This window comes from Mesorhizobium sp. Cs1299R1N3, from assembly GCF_037179625.1.
Taxonomy (GTDB): Bacteria; Pseudomonadota; Alphaproteobacteria; order Rhizobiales; family Rhizobiaceae; genus Mesorhizobium; species Mesorhizobium salmacidum.
This window is the reverse complement of sequence record NZ_JAPYKQ010000012.1, coordinates 107,363-121,664: the sequence shown is the minus strand read 5'-3', so window position 1 is coordinate 121,664 and position 14,302 is coordinate 107,363. Positions and strand designations below refer to the sequence as shown.

General features: G+C 63.2%; 17 protein-coding genes. 11 read left to right on the top strand and 6 right to left on the bottom strand.

What is annotated here, in order from left to right:
• Window positions 1-92 precede the first annotated feature (92 nt).
• From O7B34_RS23285 to O7B34_RS23265, 5 genes are read left to right on the top strand one after another with little or no spacing between them, the layout of a single operon-like run.
• Window positions 93-488 (top strand): hypothetical protein, encoded by a 396-nt coding sequence (locus O7B34_RS23285; RefSeq protein WP_337148300.1) that lies wholly within the window; start codon window positions 93-95, stop codon window positions 486-488.
• A 29-nt stretch (window positions 489-517) separates the two neighbouring features.
• Entirely contained in the window at window positions 518-2,404 is a 1,887-nt protein-coding gene (locus O7B34_RS23280) for an ABC transporter ATP-binding protein (protein ID WP_337148299.1), read from the top strand.
• A 10-nt stretch (window positions 2,405-2,414) separates the two neighbouring features.
• Window positions 2,415-4,298, top strand: a complete 1,884-nt coding sequence (locus O7B34_RS23275; RefSeq protein ID WP_337148298.1) for an ABC transporter ATP-binding protein — start codon at window positions 2,415-2,417, stop codon at window positions 4,296-4,298.
• Window positions 4,299-4,302: 4 nt separating this feature from the next.
• The gene (locus tag O7B34_RS23270) at window positions 4,303-4,818 is read left to right on the top strand and encodes a GNAT family N-acetyltransferase (protein ID WP_337148297.1); all 516 of its coding nucleotides are present in this window, start codon (window positions 4,303-4,305) and stop codon (window positions 4,816-4,818) included.
• A 1-nt stretch (window position 4,819) separates the two neighbouring features.
• Window positions 4,820-5,131, top strand: a complete 312-nt coding sequence (locus O7B34_RS23265) for a DUF6665 family protein (protein ID WP_337148296.1) — start codon at window positions 4,820-4,822, stop codon at window positions 5,129-5,131.
• Here O7B34_RS23265 and O7B34_RS23260 read toward each other — a convergent pair.
• On the bottom strand, window positions 5,112-5,996 hold the full coding sequence (locus tag O7B34_RS23260; RefSeq protein WP_337148294.1) for an alpha/beta fold hydrolase: 885 nt from the start codon (window positions 5,994-5,996) through the stop codon (window positions 5,112-5,114). The two genes, O7B34_RS23265 and O7B34_RS23260, sit on opposite strands and share 20 nt — an antisense overlap.
• An 83-nt stretch (window positions 5,997-6,079) precedes the next feature.
• On the bottom strand, window positions 6,080-6,424 hold the full coding sequence (locus tag O7B34_RS23255) for a cupin domain-containing protein (protein WP_337148293.1): 345 nt from the start codon (window positions 6,422-6,424) through the stop codon (window positions 6,080-6,082).
• 313 nt (window positions 6,425-6,737) lie between these two features.
• Here O7B34_RS23255 and petA point away from each other — a divergent pair, with 313 nt between their 5' ends.
• The 6 genes from petA (at window position 6,738) to O7B34_RS23225 (ending at window position 12,373) form a co-directional block, all read left to right on the top strand.
• Window positions 6,738-7,298: a ubiquinol-cytochrome c reductase iron-sulfur subunit gene (gene petA / locus O7B34_RS23250; RefSeq protein ID WP_015316073.1), complete on the top strand. Its 561-nt coding sequence runs from the start codon at window positions 6,738-6,740 to the stop codon at window positions 7,296-7,298.
• Between the two features lie 16 nt (window positions 7,299-7,314).
• On the top strand, window positions 7,315-8,616 hold the full coding sequence (locus O7B34_RS23245; RefSeq protein WP_027143367.1) for a cytochrome b: 1,302 nt from the start codon (window positions 7,315-7,317) through the stop codon (window positions 8,614-8,616).
• 27 nt (window positions 8,617-8,643) lie between these two features.
• The gene (locus O7B34_RS23240; protein ID WP_337148292.1) at window positions 8,644-9,516 is read left to right on the top strand and encodes a cytochrome c1; all 873 of its coding nucleotides are present in this window, start codon (window positions 8,644-8,646) and stop codon (window positions 9,514-9,516) included.
• A gap of 150 nt (window positions 9,517-9,666) precedes the next feature.
• On the top strand, window positions 9,667-10,362 hold the full coding sequence (locus O7B34_RS23235; protein WP_337148290.1) for an acid phosphatase: 696 nt from the start codon (window positions 9,667-9,669) through the stop codon (window positions 10,360-10,362).
• Between the two features lie 228 nt (window positions 10,363-10,590).
• Entirely contained in the window at window positions 10,591-11,136 is a 546-nt protein-coding gene (locus tag O7B34_RS23230; RefSeq protein ID WP_027143364.1) for an adenine phosphoribosyltransferase, read from the top strand.
• A 298-nt stretch (window positions 11,137-11,434) separates the two neighbouring features.
• Complete coding sequence (locus O7B34_RS23225) at window positions 11,435-12,373, top strand: IS110 family transposase (protein WP_337109573.1); 939 nt, start codon at window positions 11,435-11,437, stop codon at window positions 12,371-12,373.
• A gap of 79 nt (window positions 12,374-12,452) precedes the next feature.
• Here O7B34_RS23225 and O7B34_RS23220 read toward each other — a convergent pair whose 3' ends face one another.
• From O7B34_RS23220 to O7B34_RS23205, 4 genes are all read right to left on the bottom strand, one after another.
• Window positions 12,453-12,911, bottom strand: coding sequence for a MaoC family dehydratase (locus tag O7B34_RS23220; protein ID WP_337148289.1), 459 nt, complete (start codon window positions 12,909-12,911; stop codon window positions 12,453-12,455).
• A complete protein-coding gene (locus O7B34_RS23215; RefSeq protein ID WP_337148288.1) occupies window positions 12,908-13,378 on the bottom strand; it encodes a MaoC family dehydratase in 471 nt (156 codons plus the stop codon). The genes O7B34_RS23220 and O7B34_RS23215 overlap by 4 nt, the downstream gene beginning before the upstream one ends.
• A 203-nt stretch (window positions 13,379-13,581) precedes the next feature.
• A complete protein-coding gene (locus O7B34_RS23210) occupies window positions 13,582-13,956 on the bottom strand; it encodes a helix-turn-helix transcriptional regulator (RefSeq protein WP_337148287.1) in 375 nt (124 codons plus the stop codon).
• Window positions 13,957-13,960: 4 nt separating this feature from the next.
• Window positions 13,961-14,224 carry a type II toxin-antitoxin system RelE family toxin gene (locus O7B34_RS23205; protein ID WP_337148286.1) on the bottom strand — a complete coding sequence of 88 codons (264 nt, stop codon included), beginning with the start codon at window positions 14,222-14,224 and terminating at the stop codon, window positions 13,961-13,963.
• Window positions 14,225-14,302 lie beyond the last annotated feature (78 nt).

Genomic DNA, 14,302 nt, shown 5'->3' with positions numbered 1-14,302 from the left:
CGTCCCAACGCGTCCCGACTGATCCGCCGCCGATCCCGCGGCACGATGTCGATCATCCTTTTCATCTCTATTTTCACACGGAGGACGGACCGATGTTCGATCCCTACAGAATACCGGGCTCGAGGAGCCTGCATGTCCACCGGCTGCCGACCTGGGCGCTGCTGATCGGCGAGACCTATTCGTCGGCGGTTCATGCCGAAGTGCGCCGGCGTCCGCATCGCGGCATGCTGCCGGATGTCGATTTCTCGCACGCGGTTCCCGATCCGAGCCGGCCGTCGCTGGTGCGCCGGATCGTCCGGCTGATCCGGCCGGGCGCGAAGAACCGGAGTGGTGGCACCGTGTCGTCAGGATCGACAAAGGTGCCTGTCGGCGAAAAGCCGGCGAGCCCCTATATAGCGCGAAGCAGGGCCGACGCTCCGGATGATTCCGGAGCGTCGGCCCTCGACGCCATGCGGTCCGAGGACTTTGTACGTCGCCAAGCCGCGTAAGCGGAAAACAGATTTTACAGGCATGCCCTATGTTGTTGTTTAGCTGGTTTGAAAGAAGGCTCGATCCGTTCCCGGCCGCGGAACCGGTCGAGCCGCCCAAGACGCTGGTTGCCTTCTGCCTGCATTATACGCGCGGGGCATGGCCCCATATCCTTGTCGATGCGGTACTGGTGGCGGCCATCGCCATCGCGGAAGTGTGGATGTTCGGCTTCCTCGGCCGCATTGTCGACTGGCTGTCGGGGCAGAACCGCGAGACCTTCCTGCAGACGGAGGGCTGGAAGCTCGCCGGCATGGCCTTCATCGTCTTGTTTGCGCTGCCCGGCACGGTTTGGCTGCATTCGCTGCTCAACCAGCAGACGCTGATGGGCAACTATCCCATGCGCATCCGTTGGCAGGTGCATCGCTACCTGCTCAAGCAATCGATGAGCTTCTATCAGGACGAATTCGCCGGCCGCATCGCCACCAAGCTGATGCAGACCGCGCTCGCCGTGCGCGAATGCGTCATCAAGGTGATCGACGTCCTGAACTACGTCATCGTCTATTTCCTCGGCATGCTGTTGATCGTCGGTTCGGCCGACTGGCGGCTGGCGGCGCCGCTCGGCGTCTGGCTGGTCGGCTACATCCTGTTGCTGCGCTTTTTCATCCCGCGCCTGGGCAAGGTCGGCGAGGAGCAGGCCAATGCGCGCTCGACCATGACCGGCCGCGTCGTCGACAGCTACACCAACATCCAGACGGTCAAGCTGTTTTCCCATTCGCGCCGCGAGGCCGCCTTCGCCAGGGAAGGCATGATGGGCTTCCTCGACACGGTCTACCGGTCGATGCGGCTGGTGACGGTGCTGTTCGGCTCGCTCTACATACTGAACGCGCTGCTGCTGTTCTCGGTCACCGCCATCTCGCTGTGGCTGTGGATGGGGCAAGCGGTGACGATTGGCGCGGTTGCAGTGGTCATCGGCCTGGTGCTCCGGATGTGGGGCATGTCGCAGTGGATCATGTGGGAAATGTCGGGCCTGTTCGAGAATATCGGCACGGTGCAGGACGGCATTGCCTCCATCTCGCTGCCGCGCCTCGTCGAGGACAGGCCGGATGCCAAGGAGATCAGCGTTTCCAAAGGCGATATCCGCTTCGAGGACATCCGCTTCCACTACGGCAAGCAGAAGGGCGTCATCGAAAACCTGTCGCTGACGGTGAAGCCGGGCGAAAAGGTCGGCATTGTCGGACGCTCGGGTGCCGGCAAGTCGACGCTGGTCAATCTCCTCTTGCGCTTCTACGATTTGGAGTCCGGCCGGATCCTGATCGACGGCCAGGAGATCGCCGGCGTGAAGCAGGATTCGCTGCGCGCCCAGATCGGCATGGTCACACAGGACACCTCGCTGCTGCATCGTTCGGTGCGCGAGAACATCCTTTATGGCCGGCCCGATGCCAGAGACGACATGCTTGTCGAGGCAGCGCGGCGGGCAGAGGCGCTGGATTTCATATCGGCGCTTTCGGACCATAGCGGCCGCCAGGGCTTCGATGCCTATGTCGGCGACCGTGGCGTCAAACTGTCCGGCGGCCAGCGGCAACGCATCGCCATTGCTCGCGTTATGTTGAAGGACGCGCCCATACTTATCCTTGACGAGGCGACGTCGGCGCTCGATTCCGAGGCGGAAGCCGCCATCCAGGAGAATCTCTACAGGCTTATGCAGGGCAAGACCGTCATCGCCATCGCGCACCGGCTGTCGACCATCGCGGCGATGGACAGGCTCGTCGTGATGGACCAGGGCCGCGTCATCGAGGAGGGTTCGCACGAGGAACTGATCGCCGGAGGCGGGCTCTACGCGCAGCTCTGGCAGCGCCAGTCGGGTGGATTCCTGCTCGAAGACGGCCCGGTCGACGCCGCCAACGACGCAGTTGTGAAGGGGCAAGCCGCAGAATGATGGCCGCCGCATGATGACAGCCGTCTACCGCTGGTTCGAGACCTGGGTCTACCCGTTCAGGGAGCCGGCGAATCTTCGGCCACCGGCCAGCGTCGCCGGCTTCCTCCGGCACTATGTCGGGCAGGCGAAGTTCGCCTTCTTCGCCATGCTGGTCATCGGCGGCATCGCGCCGCTGGTCGAGGCCGGCCTGTTCTATTTCGTCGGACGGCTGGTCGATATTCTCGACCAGTTGCCCGGCGAGCGGAGCTGGCACGCGCTGTGGACCGCCGCCGGCCCCGAACTTATGTTCATGGTCGCGGTGGTGCTGGTCATCCGCACCGTGGTCGTCGGGCTGTCGGCGCTGGTCGACGAACAGACGATCACGCCCGGCTTCTACAATCTGGTGCGCTGGCAGGCGCACCGGCACGTCTCGCGCCAGTCCTATGCCTTCTTCCAGAACGATTTCGCCGGCCGGATCGCGACGAAAGTCTGGCAGGCCGGGCAGGCGACCGGCGACCTGATGGAAAGCTTCATCGAGGTCGTCTGGTTCATGATCGTCTATACGGTGACGACGCTGGCGCTGGTCGCGGGGCTCGACCTCAGGCTCGCGGTGCTGGTGGTGATCTGGATCACCGCCTTCGGATTTCTGGCCAAGCGCTATCTGCCGGCTATCCGCAAGCACGCCGAAGCGACGGCCGAGGCGGGCTCGATGATCAATGGCCGCATCGTCGATTCCTATTCCAATGTACAGACACTGAAACTGTTCGCGGCCGACGGAGACGACCGCTACATCAGGAACGGCTTCGACATCTATCTCGACGCATTGCGTCCCTTCACCCGCCGGTTGACCGGCGTGCGCATGGCGTTGACGACGCTGTCGGGCATCATGATCACGGCGATCGGCTGCTTTGCCGTCTATCTCTGGGTCGAGGGCTCGATCACCGTCGGCGCCGTCGCCTTCACGCTGTCGCTGGTGCTGCGCCTCAACATGCTGCTCGGCCGGCTGATGATGCAGATGAACGGTATCTTGCGAAACCTTGGCGTGCTGGAGAACTCCAAGGCGCTGATCTCGCAGCCGCTCGGCCTGACCGACGCACCGGGCGCGAAAGAGCTGGTGGTGACGGGCGGACGCATCGACGTGAAGAATGTCGAATTCCATTACGGCAAGGGGTTTGGCGTGCTGAACGGCATCGACCTTGTCGTCAAGCCGGGCGAGAAGGTCGGGCTGGTCGGGCCATCGGGCGCCGGCAAGACGACGCTGGCCAACCTGATCCTGCGCCTCTACGATCTCGAAAGCGGCCGGATCACCATCGACGGCCAGGACGTCTCCGGTGTGACGCAGAATTCGCTGCGCGCCAATATCGGCGTCGTCAGCCAGGACACCGCTCTGTTCCATCGGTCGCTGCGCGACAACATCAAGCTCGGCATGCCCGATGCGACCGACGCGCAGGTGATCGCGGCGGCCAGGAAGGCCGAGGCTCATGAATTCATCCTGACCTTGCGCGACAACAGGGATCGCCAGGGCTACGAGGCCTTCGTCGGCGAGCGCGGCGTCAAACTGTCGGGCGGCCAGCGCCAGCGCGTGGCGATCGCCCGCGTCTTCCTCAAGGATGCGCCGATCCTGATTCTCGACGAGGCGACGTCGGCGCTCGATTCCGACATCGAGGCGGCGATCCAGGAGAATCTGACGCGGCTGATGGAGAACAAGACCGTGATCGCCATCGCGCACCGGCTGTCGACGATCGCGGCCTTGGATCGCCTCGTGGTACTCGACGGCGGCCGCATCGTCGAGCAAGGCACGCATGACGAACTGGTGGCGCTCGACGGGCTCTATGCCCGGCTGTGGAAGCGCCAGTCCGGCGGCTTCCTCTATCACGAGGAAAGCGTGCTGGAAGAGACGCGGCCGGCGGAGTAGGCGCATGGGTGGATCGCCAGAGGGAGGCCCGCAGATCGGCCCAGAGATCGGCCCAGAGATCGGCCCAGAGGTCGGCTATGTCCTCAAGCGTTTGCGACCAACCGTGGCGGCCTTCGACGCGTTGAAGGAAGAGAGCCGGCTGGAAGGCTACTGGATGCTGGTGCGCCTGGGCGATGGCTGGGCAAGCGGCCGCAACAAGTTCCTGAAGCGGGGCGAGGGACTGTTCGGGATGTGGCATGGCCGGGAACTCGCCGGCGTGTGCGGGCTGAACATCGATCCCTATTTCGAGGGCAGGGACCAGGGCCGGGTCCGGCACCTGTTTGTCAGTGCGCGCCACCGCCGCAACGGCCTTGGCCGCATGCTGGTCGAGACCGTGATCGGCCAGGCCGGCCAATATTTCGCTGTGTTGAACACCCGCGCGCCGCCGGAAGCCTTCGGTTTTTATGAACGGCTTGGTTTTCAGCGCGTGGAAGGCGAAGAATTCGTCACCCACCGCATGGTGCTCGGGAAGGGGAACTGAAATGTCCTTGCGTCCGCCATCTCATCTTGCCGGCGCGTCGGCCGCCGACGCGGCCTTCGACGCCCTTGGCCATGAAATCCTCGCCGAGAAGGCGGCGGCACTCGGTCGCGCGGGACGGCGCGTGGAAGAAACCTTGGCTCGGTTGCGCGACAATGGCGACGACAAGTTGCGCCCCCGTCTGCTCAAGGAGGCCGCCTCCGCGGTGCATGGCTATTTCATCCAGCGCGAATTGTGCGGCTTTCGCAAGCATGACGCCGTGATCCGCGAATACAACATCCCGAAAGCCGTGCTGGTCAGGCTTGGCGCCATGTAGAGTTGGAGCTTGCCGCGCTGATTTCCCTGTGGAAGCGCGCCAGGCGGGCGGCAAGCGCTTCGGGATTTTCATCGGCAACGAAGTGTCCGCTGCCGGCTATGATGTCGCCCTCGACATTTGAGAGCCCGGCTGCGCGCAGGCCATCGACATAGTCGCCGATGGCGCCGGACTCGGCCGCACCCCTCAGATACAGCACCGGAACCGCAATCGGTTTCGCGGGCCGCGCGGCATTGACCTTGGCATCCTCGGGAAAGGCACGATACCAGTCGAACCCCGCCTGGAGGCTTTCCGGCCGTGAATAGGCCTTGGCGTAGATTTCCCTGGCGTCGTCAGGGATCGAGGCTCGATCCTTCGAAAGCACATTGAAGAAGAAGTCGAAATAAGCGCTCTGATGGCCGCTGACCAGCGTTTCCGGCAAGGCAGGGACGGCATGGAAGGCGAAGTGCCAGATCCGCGGATCGCGAACGACCTTCTCCCACGGCGCGATGCCTGGAATGACGACGTCCATGATCGCCGCGCCGGAAAGGATGTCCGGATGGTCTCTCAACAAGGCAAACACGATCTGGCCGCCGACATCGTGGCCGGCGGCCACGAGCTGGCGTAGTCCGCAAGTCTCCGCGACGCCTCTCATCAGTCTCGCCAGGGTTCTCTTGTCGCCAGCCCCGGGCAGGCCTTGCGAGCCGCCGATGCAGGGCAGGTCAGGGGCGACGACCCGGTAGTCCGCCGCCAACCGGCCGATCACCCGCTCGAAGGCGTAGGAGCTTTGCGGCCATCCGTGCAACAGGAGGAAAGCCGGTGCTCCGGCAGGGCCTGCCTCGCGCAGGGCAATGCTCAGCCCTTCGATTTCGATGGTCGAGGTTTGCATGTCCTGGCCCTGGCGGCTTTCCGGTTGGCTCCCATGCCATAGATCTAGGCGCCGACCGGGAAGCCGCCAGGGTTATGCAGGAATTACTCCAGCCATTCGGTTATGAAGCTGCCGTTCTCGTGGATGTCGGTCGTTTCCAGCGGACCCGGGCCGAGATTGGTGAATTTGTGCGCCGTGTGCGGCGGCACGATGACGATCTGACCAGCGGTGGCCTCGATTTCCTGGTCGCCGACCGTGAACAAGGCGGTACCCTGGCGGATGATGAAGATCTCCGCATAGGGATGGGCGTGCAGCCGCGGGCCGCCGCCGACGTCGGGCAGGTAGTTGAAGATCAGGCAGGAGTTCGAGCCGTAGGCGCCGCATTGCAGTTCGCCCTTCCAGTGGTTGGAACGAACAGCCCATTCCTCGCGATCGATGACATGCGCCATGCGGCCAAGGATAGATCACGCCGATGCTCCGTGTCGAGGCGAAGCCAGGCATCGGATTTGCGGTTGTTTCCCGGTTGTTTAACTGCCTTTCGCTGCGCCTGGCCGTCCCGCCCGGCGACAGGGTATTTCGTCCCCGCGACAATCTGCCCTTGTGCCTTCACCCGTCTGGACAAAAACGGGCTTCACGCATAAACCGAAGTCCAAATGCCGGAGGAATTCGCTAGCCTGTTCGCCATGCGCTGTCGGGTTGGCGTGATTGAGCGGGGACAAGGCTCGGCCACCGGCGCGGAAGAGGCGAAAGGATCAGGCACCCGTGAGCGCAACCGACATCCACGATCCCAACCGTCGAGATTTTCTCTACGTCGCCACCGGCATGGCCGCCGTGGTTGGCGCCGGTGCCGTCGCCTGGCCGTTCATCGACCAGATGCGCCCCGACGCCTCGACACTGGCGCTCGCTTCGGTCGAGGTCGATGTCTCCTCGCTGACGCCTGGTAGCTCGCTGATCGTCAAGTGGCGCGGCAAGCCGGTCGTGGTGCGCAACCGCACCGAGAAGGAAATGAAGGACGGCGAGGCCGTCAGCCTCTCCGATCTCAAGGATCCGATCGCGCGCAACGCCAATTTGCCGTCCGATGCGCCGGCGACCGACGCCAACCGCACCACGCCCGGCAAGGAAGCCTGGATGGTGATGGTTCAGGTCTGCACCCATCTGGGCTGCATTCCGCTCGGCCAGGAAGGCGATTTCGGCGGCTGGTTCTGCCCGTGCCATGGCTCGCAATACGACACTGCCGGCCGCATCCGCAAAGGCCCGGCGCCGGAGAACATGGCGATTCCGGTATTCAAGTTCGTTTCCGACACCAAACTCCTTATCGGTTGAGGCAGGGGATATTTCGATGAGCGAGGGACACTCGACCTATACGCCGAAGACCGGTATCGAACGCTGGTTCGACGCCCGCATGCCGCTGCCCAGGATGGTCTATGACAGCTTCATCGCCTATCCGGTGCCGCGCAACCTGAACTATATGTGGACCTTCGGCGGCATCCTGGCGATCATGCTGGTGGCGCAGATCCTGACCGGCATCGTGCTGGCCATGCACTATACGGCCGACACCAATCTCGCCTTCGGTTCGGTCGAGAAGATCATGCGCGACGTGAATTCGGGATGGCTGTTGCGCTACATGCATGCCAACGGCGCCTCGTTCTTCTTCATCGCCGTCTACCTGCACATCTTCCGCGGTCTTTATTACGGCTCCTACAAGGCGCCGCGCGAGCTTCTGTGGATCCTCGGCTGCATCATCTACCTCCTGATGATGGCGACCGGCTTCATGGGCTATGTGCTGCCATGGGGGCAGATGAGCTTCTGGGGCGCCACCGTCATCACCGGCTTCTTCAGCGCCATTCCGCTGGTCGGCGACTGGATCCAGCAGCTGCTGCTCGGCGGCTTCGCCGTCGACAATCCGACGCTGAACCGCTTCTTCGCGCTGCATTACCTGCTGCCGTTCATGATCGCCGGCGTCGTGGTGCTGCACGTCTGGGCGCTGCACGTCGTCGGCCAGTCGAACCCGACCGGCATCGAGGTCAAATCGAAGACCGACACCGTCGCCTTCACCCCCTACGCGACCATCAAGGACGCGTTCGGCATGATCGTGTTCCTGTTCGTCTTCGCCTATTTCGTCTTCTACCTGCCGAACTATCTCGGCCATCCGGACAACTACACGGTCGCCAACCCGCTGAAGACCCCGGCCCATATCGTCCCGGAATGGTACTTCCTGCCGTTCTACGCGATCCTGCGCGCCATCACCTTCAATGTCGGGCCGATCAATTCCAAGCTCGGCGGCGTGCTGTGCATGTTCGGCGCCATCGTCATGCTGTTCCTGGTGCCGTGGCTCGACACGTCCAAGGTGCGCTCGGCGGTCTACCGGCCCTGGTACAAGCTGTTCTTCTGGCTGTTCGTGGCCGATGCCGTCCTGCTGGGCTGGCTGGGCTCGCAGCCGGCGGAAGGCAGCTATGTGTTCATGGCGCAGATGGCGACGCTGTTCTACTTCGCCTTCTTCCTCATCATCCTGCCGGTTCTTGGCCTGATCGAGACACCGCGCAGGCTGCCGAACTCGATCACCGAGGCGGTGCTCGAAAAGAACAAGGGTGGCAGCGGACATCCGGTGGGCGCCACCGCAGCACCTGAGACCAAGGGCTGAGCGGTAGAGAATCTAAGGGGATTTGGCATGAAGAAGATTCTCACCTCGCTGGCGCTGATCGGCCTTGTGGCCGCCGGCACCGGAGTAGCAGGCACTTGGGCGTTCGCGGCCGAAGAAGCCCACAACGCGGCGGCACCGACGCATTTCCCGATCAACGAGCCGAAGGAAATGAGCTGGAGCTTCACCGGCCCGTTAGGCACCTATGACAAGGCGCAGCTGCAGCGCGGCCTGAAGGTCTACAAGGAAGTTTGCTCGGCCTGCCATTCGATGAACCTGGTGGCGTTCCGCACGCTGTCGGACCTCGGCTATAGCGACGCGCAGATCAAGACGCTGTCAGCCGAATACACCGTCCACGACGGCCCCAACGATGCCGGCGACATGTTCGACCGTCCCGGCAAGCCGTCCGATCATTTCCCGGCGCCGTTCGCCAATGAGGAAGCCGCCGCTGCCTCCAATGGCGGCGCGGCGCCGCCGGACATGTCGCTGCTGGCAAAGGCGCGCGGCGTCGAGCGCGGCTTTCCCCAGTTCGTCTTCGACATCTTCACCCAGTATGATGCCGGTGGTCCCGACTACATCCATTCGCTGCTGACCGGCTATGACCAGACGCCCCCGGCCGGAATGGTCATCCCGGAAGGCACGCACTACAACCCGTATTTCATGTCCGCCGTGTCGCTGAAGATGCCCAAGCCGCTCTCCGACGGCCAGGTGACCTATGACGACGGCTCGCCGCAGACCATCGACCAGTATTCCCGCGACGTGGCTGCCTTCCTGACATGGGCGGCCGAGCCGCACATGGAAGACCGCAAGAAGATGGGCTTCCGCGTGCTGGTGTTCCTGCTTCTGTTCGGCGCCCTGGTCTACATGACGAAGCGCAAGGTGTGGGAAGCCGTCGCGCATTGAGCGATGCCGCAGTCTGAAATTCAAGAAAAGGGCGCCGCGAGGCGCCCTTTTCTGCTTTTGGGGTGGATTGCGCCGCCACGTCTCGGCGGTGTCACATAGCCGTCACCACACATCGCGATCCTGCGGCGCTCTCATCAAAGGATCACGCCCATGAAAAGATACGCATCGCTAGCGGCAGGCCTGCTGCTGCTCGTCGTTGGTTCCACGGCCCGCGCCGAAGACGCAAAGCCCTTCATCACCAACAAGGACGTCGACCTGACGATGATCCTGCCGCCGCCGCCAGCAAATGATTCGGCCGAGACCAAGGCCGAGCTTGGCGAGGTGCTGACCATGCAAGTCACGCGCACACCTGAAATGGAAGCCCGCGCCATCGCCGATGCCGAGGAAAACGTCTGGCGTTTCGCCGACGTCATGGGACCGAATTTCAACAAGGACAAGCTGCCGAAATTCAGCGCCTTCTTCGATCGCGTGGTGGAGACCGAAGGCGCCGTCGTCGATCCGGCGAAGGACGTCTGGAAGCGCCCGCGTCCGCACCAGCTCAGTGACCTCGTGAAGCCGGTGGTGAAGCTGTCGAGCTCCGGTTCATGGCCGTCGGGCCATGCGACCGTCGGCACGATGATGGGCATCATCCTGTCTGACATGGTTCCGGAAAGGCGTGCCCAGATCATGGCGCGCGCGGCCGAGTTCGCCCATAACCGTATCGTCGGCGGCATCCACTATCCGTCCGACGTCGAGATGGGAAAGATTTCCGGCAGCGTCATCGCCGCGGTCCTGCTCAACCGCGATGACTTCAAGACCGAGTACGACGTGGCCAGGGCGGAGCTTCGTTCCGATCTCGGCATGTAGGACTGGCCGATTGCCATCTGTTCGAGCGGGGCGCCTTCGGGCGCCCCTTTTCGTGTCGGCCAGGGCCTGCGCCCACGGCAAGGAAATCGCCTGGCGTTGCTGCCAAATCCTTTGCCGGACGCGCTTGTCTCGACCGTCACATCGCGCTAGCCGTTGTCGGTCGCGCCGGGTTACGATCGGCCCCCGCGCCGTTTCGCTTCTGTCAGCTGGATCATCCGGAGCCGCTTCATGAAATCCTCGCTCGAAGACACGCTGCTGGCGTCGATCCGCACCATCCCGGACTATCCCAGGCCCGGCATCCTGTTTCGCGACATCACCACGCTGCTCGGCAATGCACGCGCTTTCCGCCGCGCCATCGACGAGCTGGTGCATCCCTATGCCGGGCAGAAGATCGACAAGATCGCCGGCATCGAAGCGCGCGGCTTCATCCTGGGCGGCGCCGTCGCCCACCAGCTCTCGGCCGGCTTCGTACCGATCCGCAAGAAGGGCAAGCTGCCTTATGAGACCGTGCGCGTCGCCTACAGCCTGGAATACGGGCTGGACGAGATGGAAATGCACAAGGACGGCGTCGCGCCCGGCGAGAAGGTGATCCTGGTCGACGATCTGATCGCCACCGGCGGCACGGCGGAAGCGGCGGTCAAGCTGCTGCGCCAGATCGGGGCGGATATTCTCGCCGCCTGCTTTGTCATCGACCTGCCGGATCTGGGCGGGCGCGCGAAGCTCGAAGCGCTCGGCGTGCCGGTGCGGACGCTGATCGGCTTCGAGGGCCATTGAGCATTTCTTCCTTCTCCCCCTGTGGGAGAAGGTGGCCTCGCGAAGCGAGGTCGGATGAGGGGTGTTCCAGGGAACGCCAAGGCCTCACTCCGCTGGAACACCCATTGTATCTGCACGGAGGAAACTTTGTGCGATGGAAGCGACTGAGCCTCGAACCGGATGGCCATCCGATTCGAGGCTTGGCGAAGTCGCCCGACACCCCTCCGGTTACAACCGTGGATGAGCCTGGGATCTTCGCCTTCGTCACGCACGACCGAATAGTCGCTTGGCTCCAATCGCACGCACAAGGCAGGTTACCGTGAACACGATCATATGTGGAGTGGATGTTTCGAAAGGATGGCTCGATGCCCATGTCGAGCCGAGCGGGGCGGCTAGCCGTTTCGCCAACGATGCGGCAGGCATCGCCGACCTGGCCGGCTGGTGCCAGGGCCACGATGTCGAACTTGTCGTCATGGAGGCCAGTGGCGGCTACGAACGGCTGGCCTTCCTGCTGTTGTGGGAATTGGGGGTATGCTGCGGCATGGCCAATGCCCGCAGTGTGCGCTACTTCGCCGAAGCAATGGGCTTCCTGGAGAAGACCGACAGGATCGATGCCGCCATGATCGCCCGCTATGGCCAGGTCAAGCAGCTCAAGCCAATGCCGCCACCATGCGCGGCTCAGCAGCGGCTCAAGGCGTTGGTTGGGCGGCTTTCCCAGGTGGGAGGTGATCTCACCATCCAAAAGCAGCGCAAGAGCGCTGCCGCCGATAACGAGACCATCGCCAGTCTCGATGAGGTGATCGCGCTGCTGGTACGCCAGAGCCGCCGGCTCGAGGGTGAGATCGCCTCGCTCATCGATGACGATCCGCTGTGGGCATGCCTTGACCGGGCCTTTCGCTCGCTCAAGGGGGTCGCCTCCCGTACCGTGGCGCGGCTGATGGCGCAGTTGCCCGAGATCGGCATCGTCTCCAACAGAGCCATTGCCAAGCTGGCCGGCCTGGCTCCGATCGCCAATGACAGCGGCAAGCGCAGCGGCCGAAGACCGGTGCGCGGTGGTCGTGCGGGACCGCGAGGCGTCCTCTTCCTCGTTGCCAGCATCGTTGCCAAATATGATCCGCACCTGGCCGCTTTCCAGCAAAGGTTGCAGGCCGCGGGAAAGGAAAAGATGGTCATCCGCATCGCGCTCGCCAGAAAGCTGCTCGTCATTCTCAATGCAAAAGCACGCGATGCGCGAAGCGAGTTCGCAAATGCAACTTGACACCTCAGATAGTCGCTCATCCGTCTTGCCGCTGCGCGGCAATCCACCTTCTCCCACAAGGGGAGAAGGAAGAGACGCCTCACCCAACCCTCACCAGCACCGCGCTTTCGAACTCCAGCACCTTGCCTCCGGTCGAATCGGAGGCCTCGCAGAGCAGCGCCAGCAACCGCCAGCCGGGGCGGGACGCGATGGGGCGGTGGGAAAGCGCCGTGCGCGTGAAGGTGATGGTTTGCCCGGCGTAGACCGGCTTCAGCCATTTCAGGTTCTTGAATCCGGGCGAGGGGCCGAATTCGGGTACCGGGCCGTCCCAGCCTTCGGCGTCCAGGCGGGTCTCCAGGTTCAGTTTCATCCAGGTGGCCGCGGTGTGCCAGCCGGAAGCGCAGAGCCCGCCAAGCACGCTCTTTCTCGCCGCCTCCTCGTCGATATGAAAAATCTGCGGGTCGTATTTGCGGGCGAACGCCTTGATCGCCTCGGGTTCGAAAGTGTGCGAACCGAGTGTGACGGGCGTGCCGATGCGGAAGAATTCATCCAGTGTCATGACGCATTCCCTGCGGCATCGCGCGTCAGGAACATGACGGAATTCTCGAGCTCGAAGACGCTTTCGCCGCGCTGGTTGACGAGTTCGCTGCGCATGGTCACGAAGCCGAGCCGCGGCTTCGACTTCGACAGGCGTCTGGCCAGAACCACGAGGTTGCCCCGCAGCGTATCGCCGGCGAGCACCGGCTTCTTCCATTTGACCTGATCGACGCCGGGCGCGCCCTGACAGGTGGAGTCAAGCAAGAAGGCATCGCACAGCATGCGCATGAACATGGCGCAGGTGTGCCAACCCGAAGCCGAGAGGCCACCGAGGATGCTGGCCTTGCCGGCCTCCTCGTCGAGATGCATCGGCTGGGCGTCGAACTCGCTGGCGAACTCGATGATCTCGGCCGCGCTCACCTGTTTGGTGCCGAGGTCGAACTTGGCCCCCTCGACGAAGTCCTCATACGCCCATGTCTTTCCGGTCATGGTCTGCAAATCCGGTTTTTAGAATGCGCGATCCCTTTGGATCGGAAAACCCGGATGCAGGCCGCGGGCGGTTTGGTCAAGCCCTTTCTGCTGAGCCAGCCGGCGCGATCGGGCCCGCGGCGTCGGTCAGAGCCAGCCGCGGCAGGCCCGATCGCCTACGAGCATGGAGCACGACAGGTCCGGTTTCGTTTTCGCAACGGGCGCTACGCGAGATCGTCAACCGAGACATTGAGAGCGGCGGCGATGCGCTTGATCGTGTCGAAGGTACCGTCGCGGGTGCCCGTCTCAATCTGCGAGAGATAGCCTGCGCTGATCTCTGTCTTTTCAGCGAGGTCGCGAGCCGACATCCCGCGATGCTCGCGCCAGACGCGGACCTTATTCTCGCCGTCCAGGACGCGGTTGACGACGGCGGCCGGGATAAGCTCTTCCTCGCCGGCAGCGATCTTTTGCTTGATCCGATCGTAGGTTTGAATGTCGGCCGCGTCTTCCGCCGCTTCAACAAGGCTCTCGTAATCGGCGAGTGGCAGAATGGCCATACGGTCCCCGTTCGGCGTGGTAATGATGGTGGGCTTGTTCATGTCCTCAGTCCTCGTAGATGCTGCCGCGCGGTCCGACCTCCAGAATATCCATTACCGTGCCGTCTTGATCGAAGATAATGCGGTAATCTCCGACCCTGAGCCTAAAGCCCGGGCGGCCTTTCAGCCGTTTGACATTGTTCGCCAAGCTCGCCGGTTCGGCTGCATATTGCTCGATTTTGGCAGTGATCAGCCGAGCCGTGTTGGCAGGCATCCGCGTCAGGGATTTCAAAGCGGTACGGGTATATCTGATCGCCAGCGGCACGACCACATGTTATCTATAAGCTGAAATAGTGCAACTAGGTAATTTGCGAATAGCAAATAAACAGGGCGCGGGTCTCACCGGTGC

Excerpts from the sequence above, each read along its gene's own strand:
- O7B34_RS23265 (WP_337148296.1), top strand. The coding sequence starts at position 4,820 with ATGTCCTTGCGTCCGCCATCTCATCTTGCCGGCGCGTCGGCCGCCGAC.
- O7B34_RS23260 (WP_337148294.1), bottom strand. The coding sequence starts at position 5,996 with ATGCAAACCTCGACCATCGAAATCGAAGGGCTGAGCATTGCCCTGCGC.
- O7B34_RS23270 (WP_337148297.1), top strand. The coding sequence starts at position 4,303 with ATGGGTGGATCGCCAGAGGGAGGCCCGCAGATCGGCCCAGAGATCGGC.
- O7B34_RS23240 (WP_337148292.1), top strand. The coding sequence starts at position 8,644 with ATGAAGAAGATTCTCACCTCGCTGGCGCTGATCGGCCTTGTGGCCGCC.
- O7B34_RS23280 (WP_337148299.1), top strand. The coding sequence starts at position 518 with ATGTTGTTGTTTAGCTGGTTTGAAAGAAGGCTCGATCCGTTCCCGGCC.
- O7B34_RS23235 (WP_337148290.1), top strand. The coding sequence starts at position 9,667 with ATGAAAAGATACGCATCGCTAGCGGCAGGCCTGCTGCTGCTCGTCGTT.
- O7B34_RS23275 (WP_337148298.1), top strand. The coding sequence starts at position 2,415 with ATGATGACAGCCGTCTACCGCTGGTTCGAGACCTGGGTCTACCCGTTC.
- O7B34_RS23285 (WP_337148300.1), top strand. The coding sequence starts at position 93 with ATGTTCGATCCCTACAGAATACCGGGCTCGAGGAGCCTGCATGTCCAC.
- O7B34_RS23255 (WP_337148293.1), bottom strand. The coding sequence starts at position 6,424 with ATGGCGCATGTCATCGATCGCGAGGAATGGGCTGTTCGTTCCAACCAC.
- O7B34_RS23210 (WP_337148287.1), bottom strand. The coding sequence starts at position 13,956 with ATGAACAAGCCCACCATCATTACCACGCCGAACGGGGACCGTATGGCC.
- O7B34_RS23220 (WP_337148289.1), bottom strand. The coding sequence starts at position 12,911 with ATGACACTGGATGAATTCTTCCGCATCGGCACGCCCGTCACACTCGGT.
- O7B34_RS23215 (WP_337148288.1), bottom strand. The coding sequence starts at position 13,378 with ATGACCGGAAAGACATGGGCGTATGAGGACTTCGTCGAGGGGGCCAAG.
- O7B34_RS23245 (WP_027143367.1), top strand. The coding sequence starts at position 7,315 with ATGAGCGAGGGACACTCGACCTATACGCCGAAGACCGGTATCGAACGC.
- O7B34_RS23230 (WP_027143364.1), top strand. The coding sequence starts at position 10,591 with ATGAAATCCTCGCTCGAAGACACGCTGCTGGCGTCGATCCGCACCATC.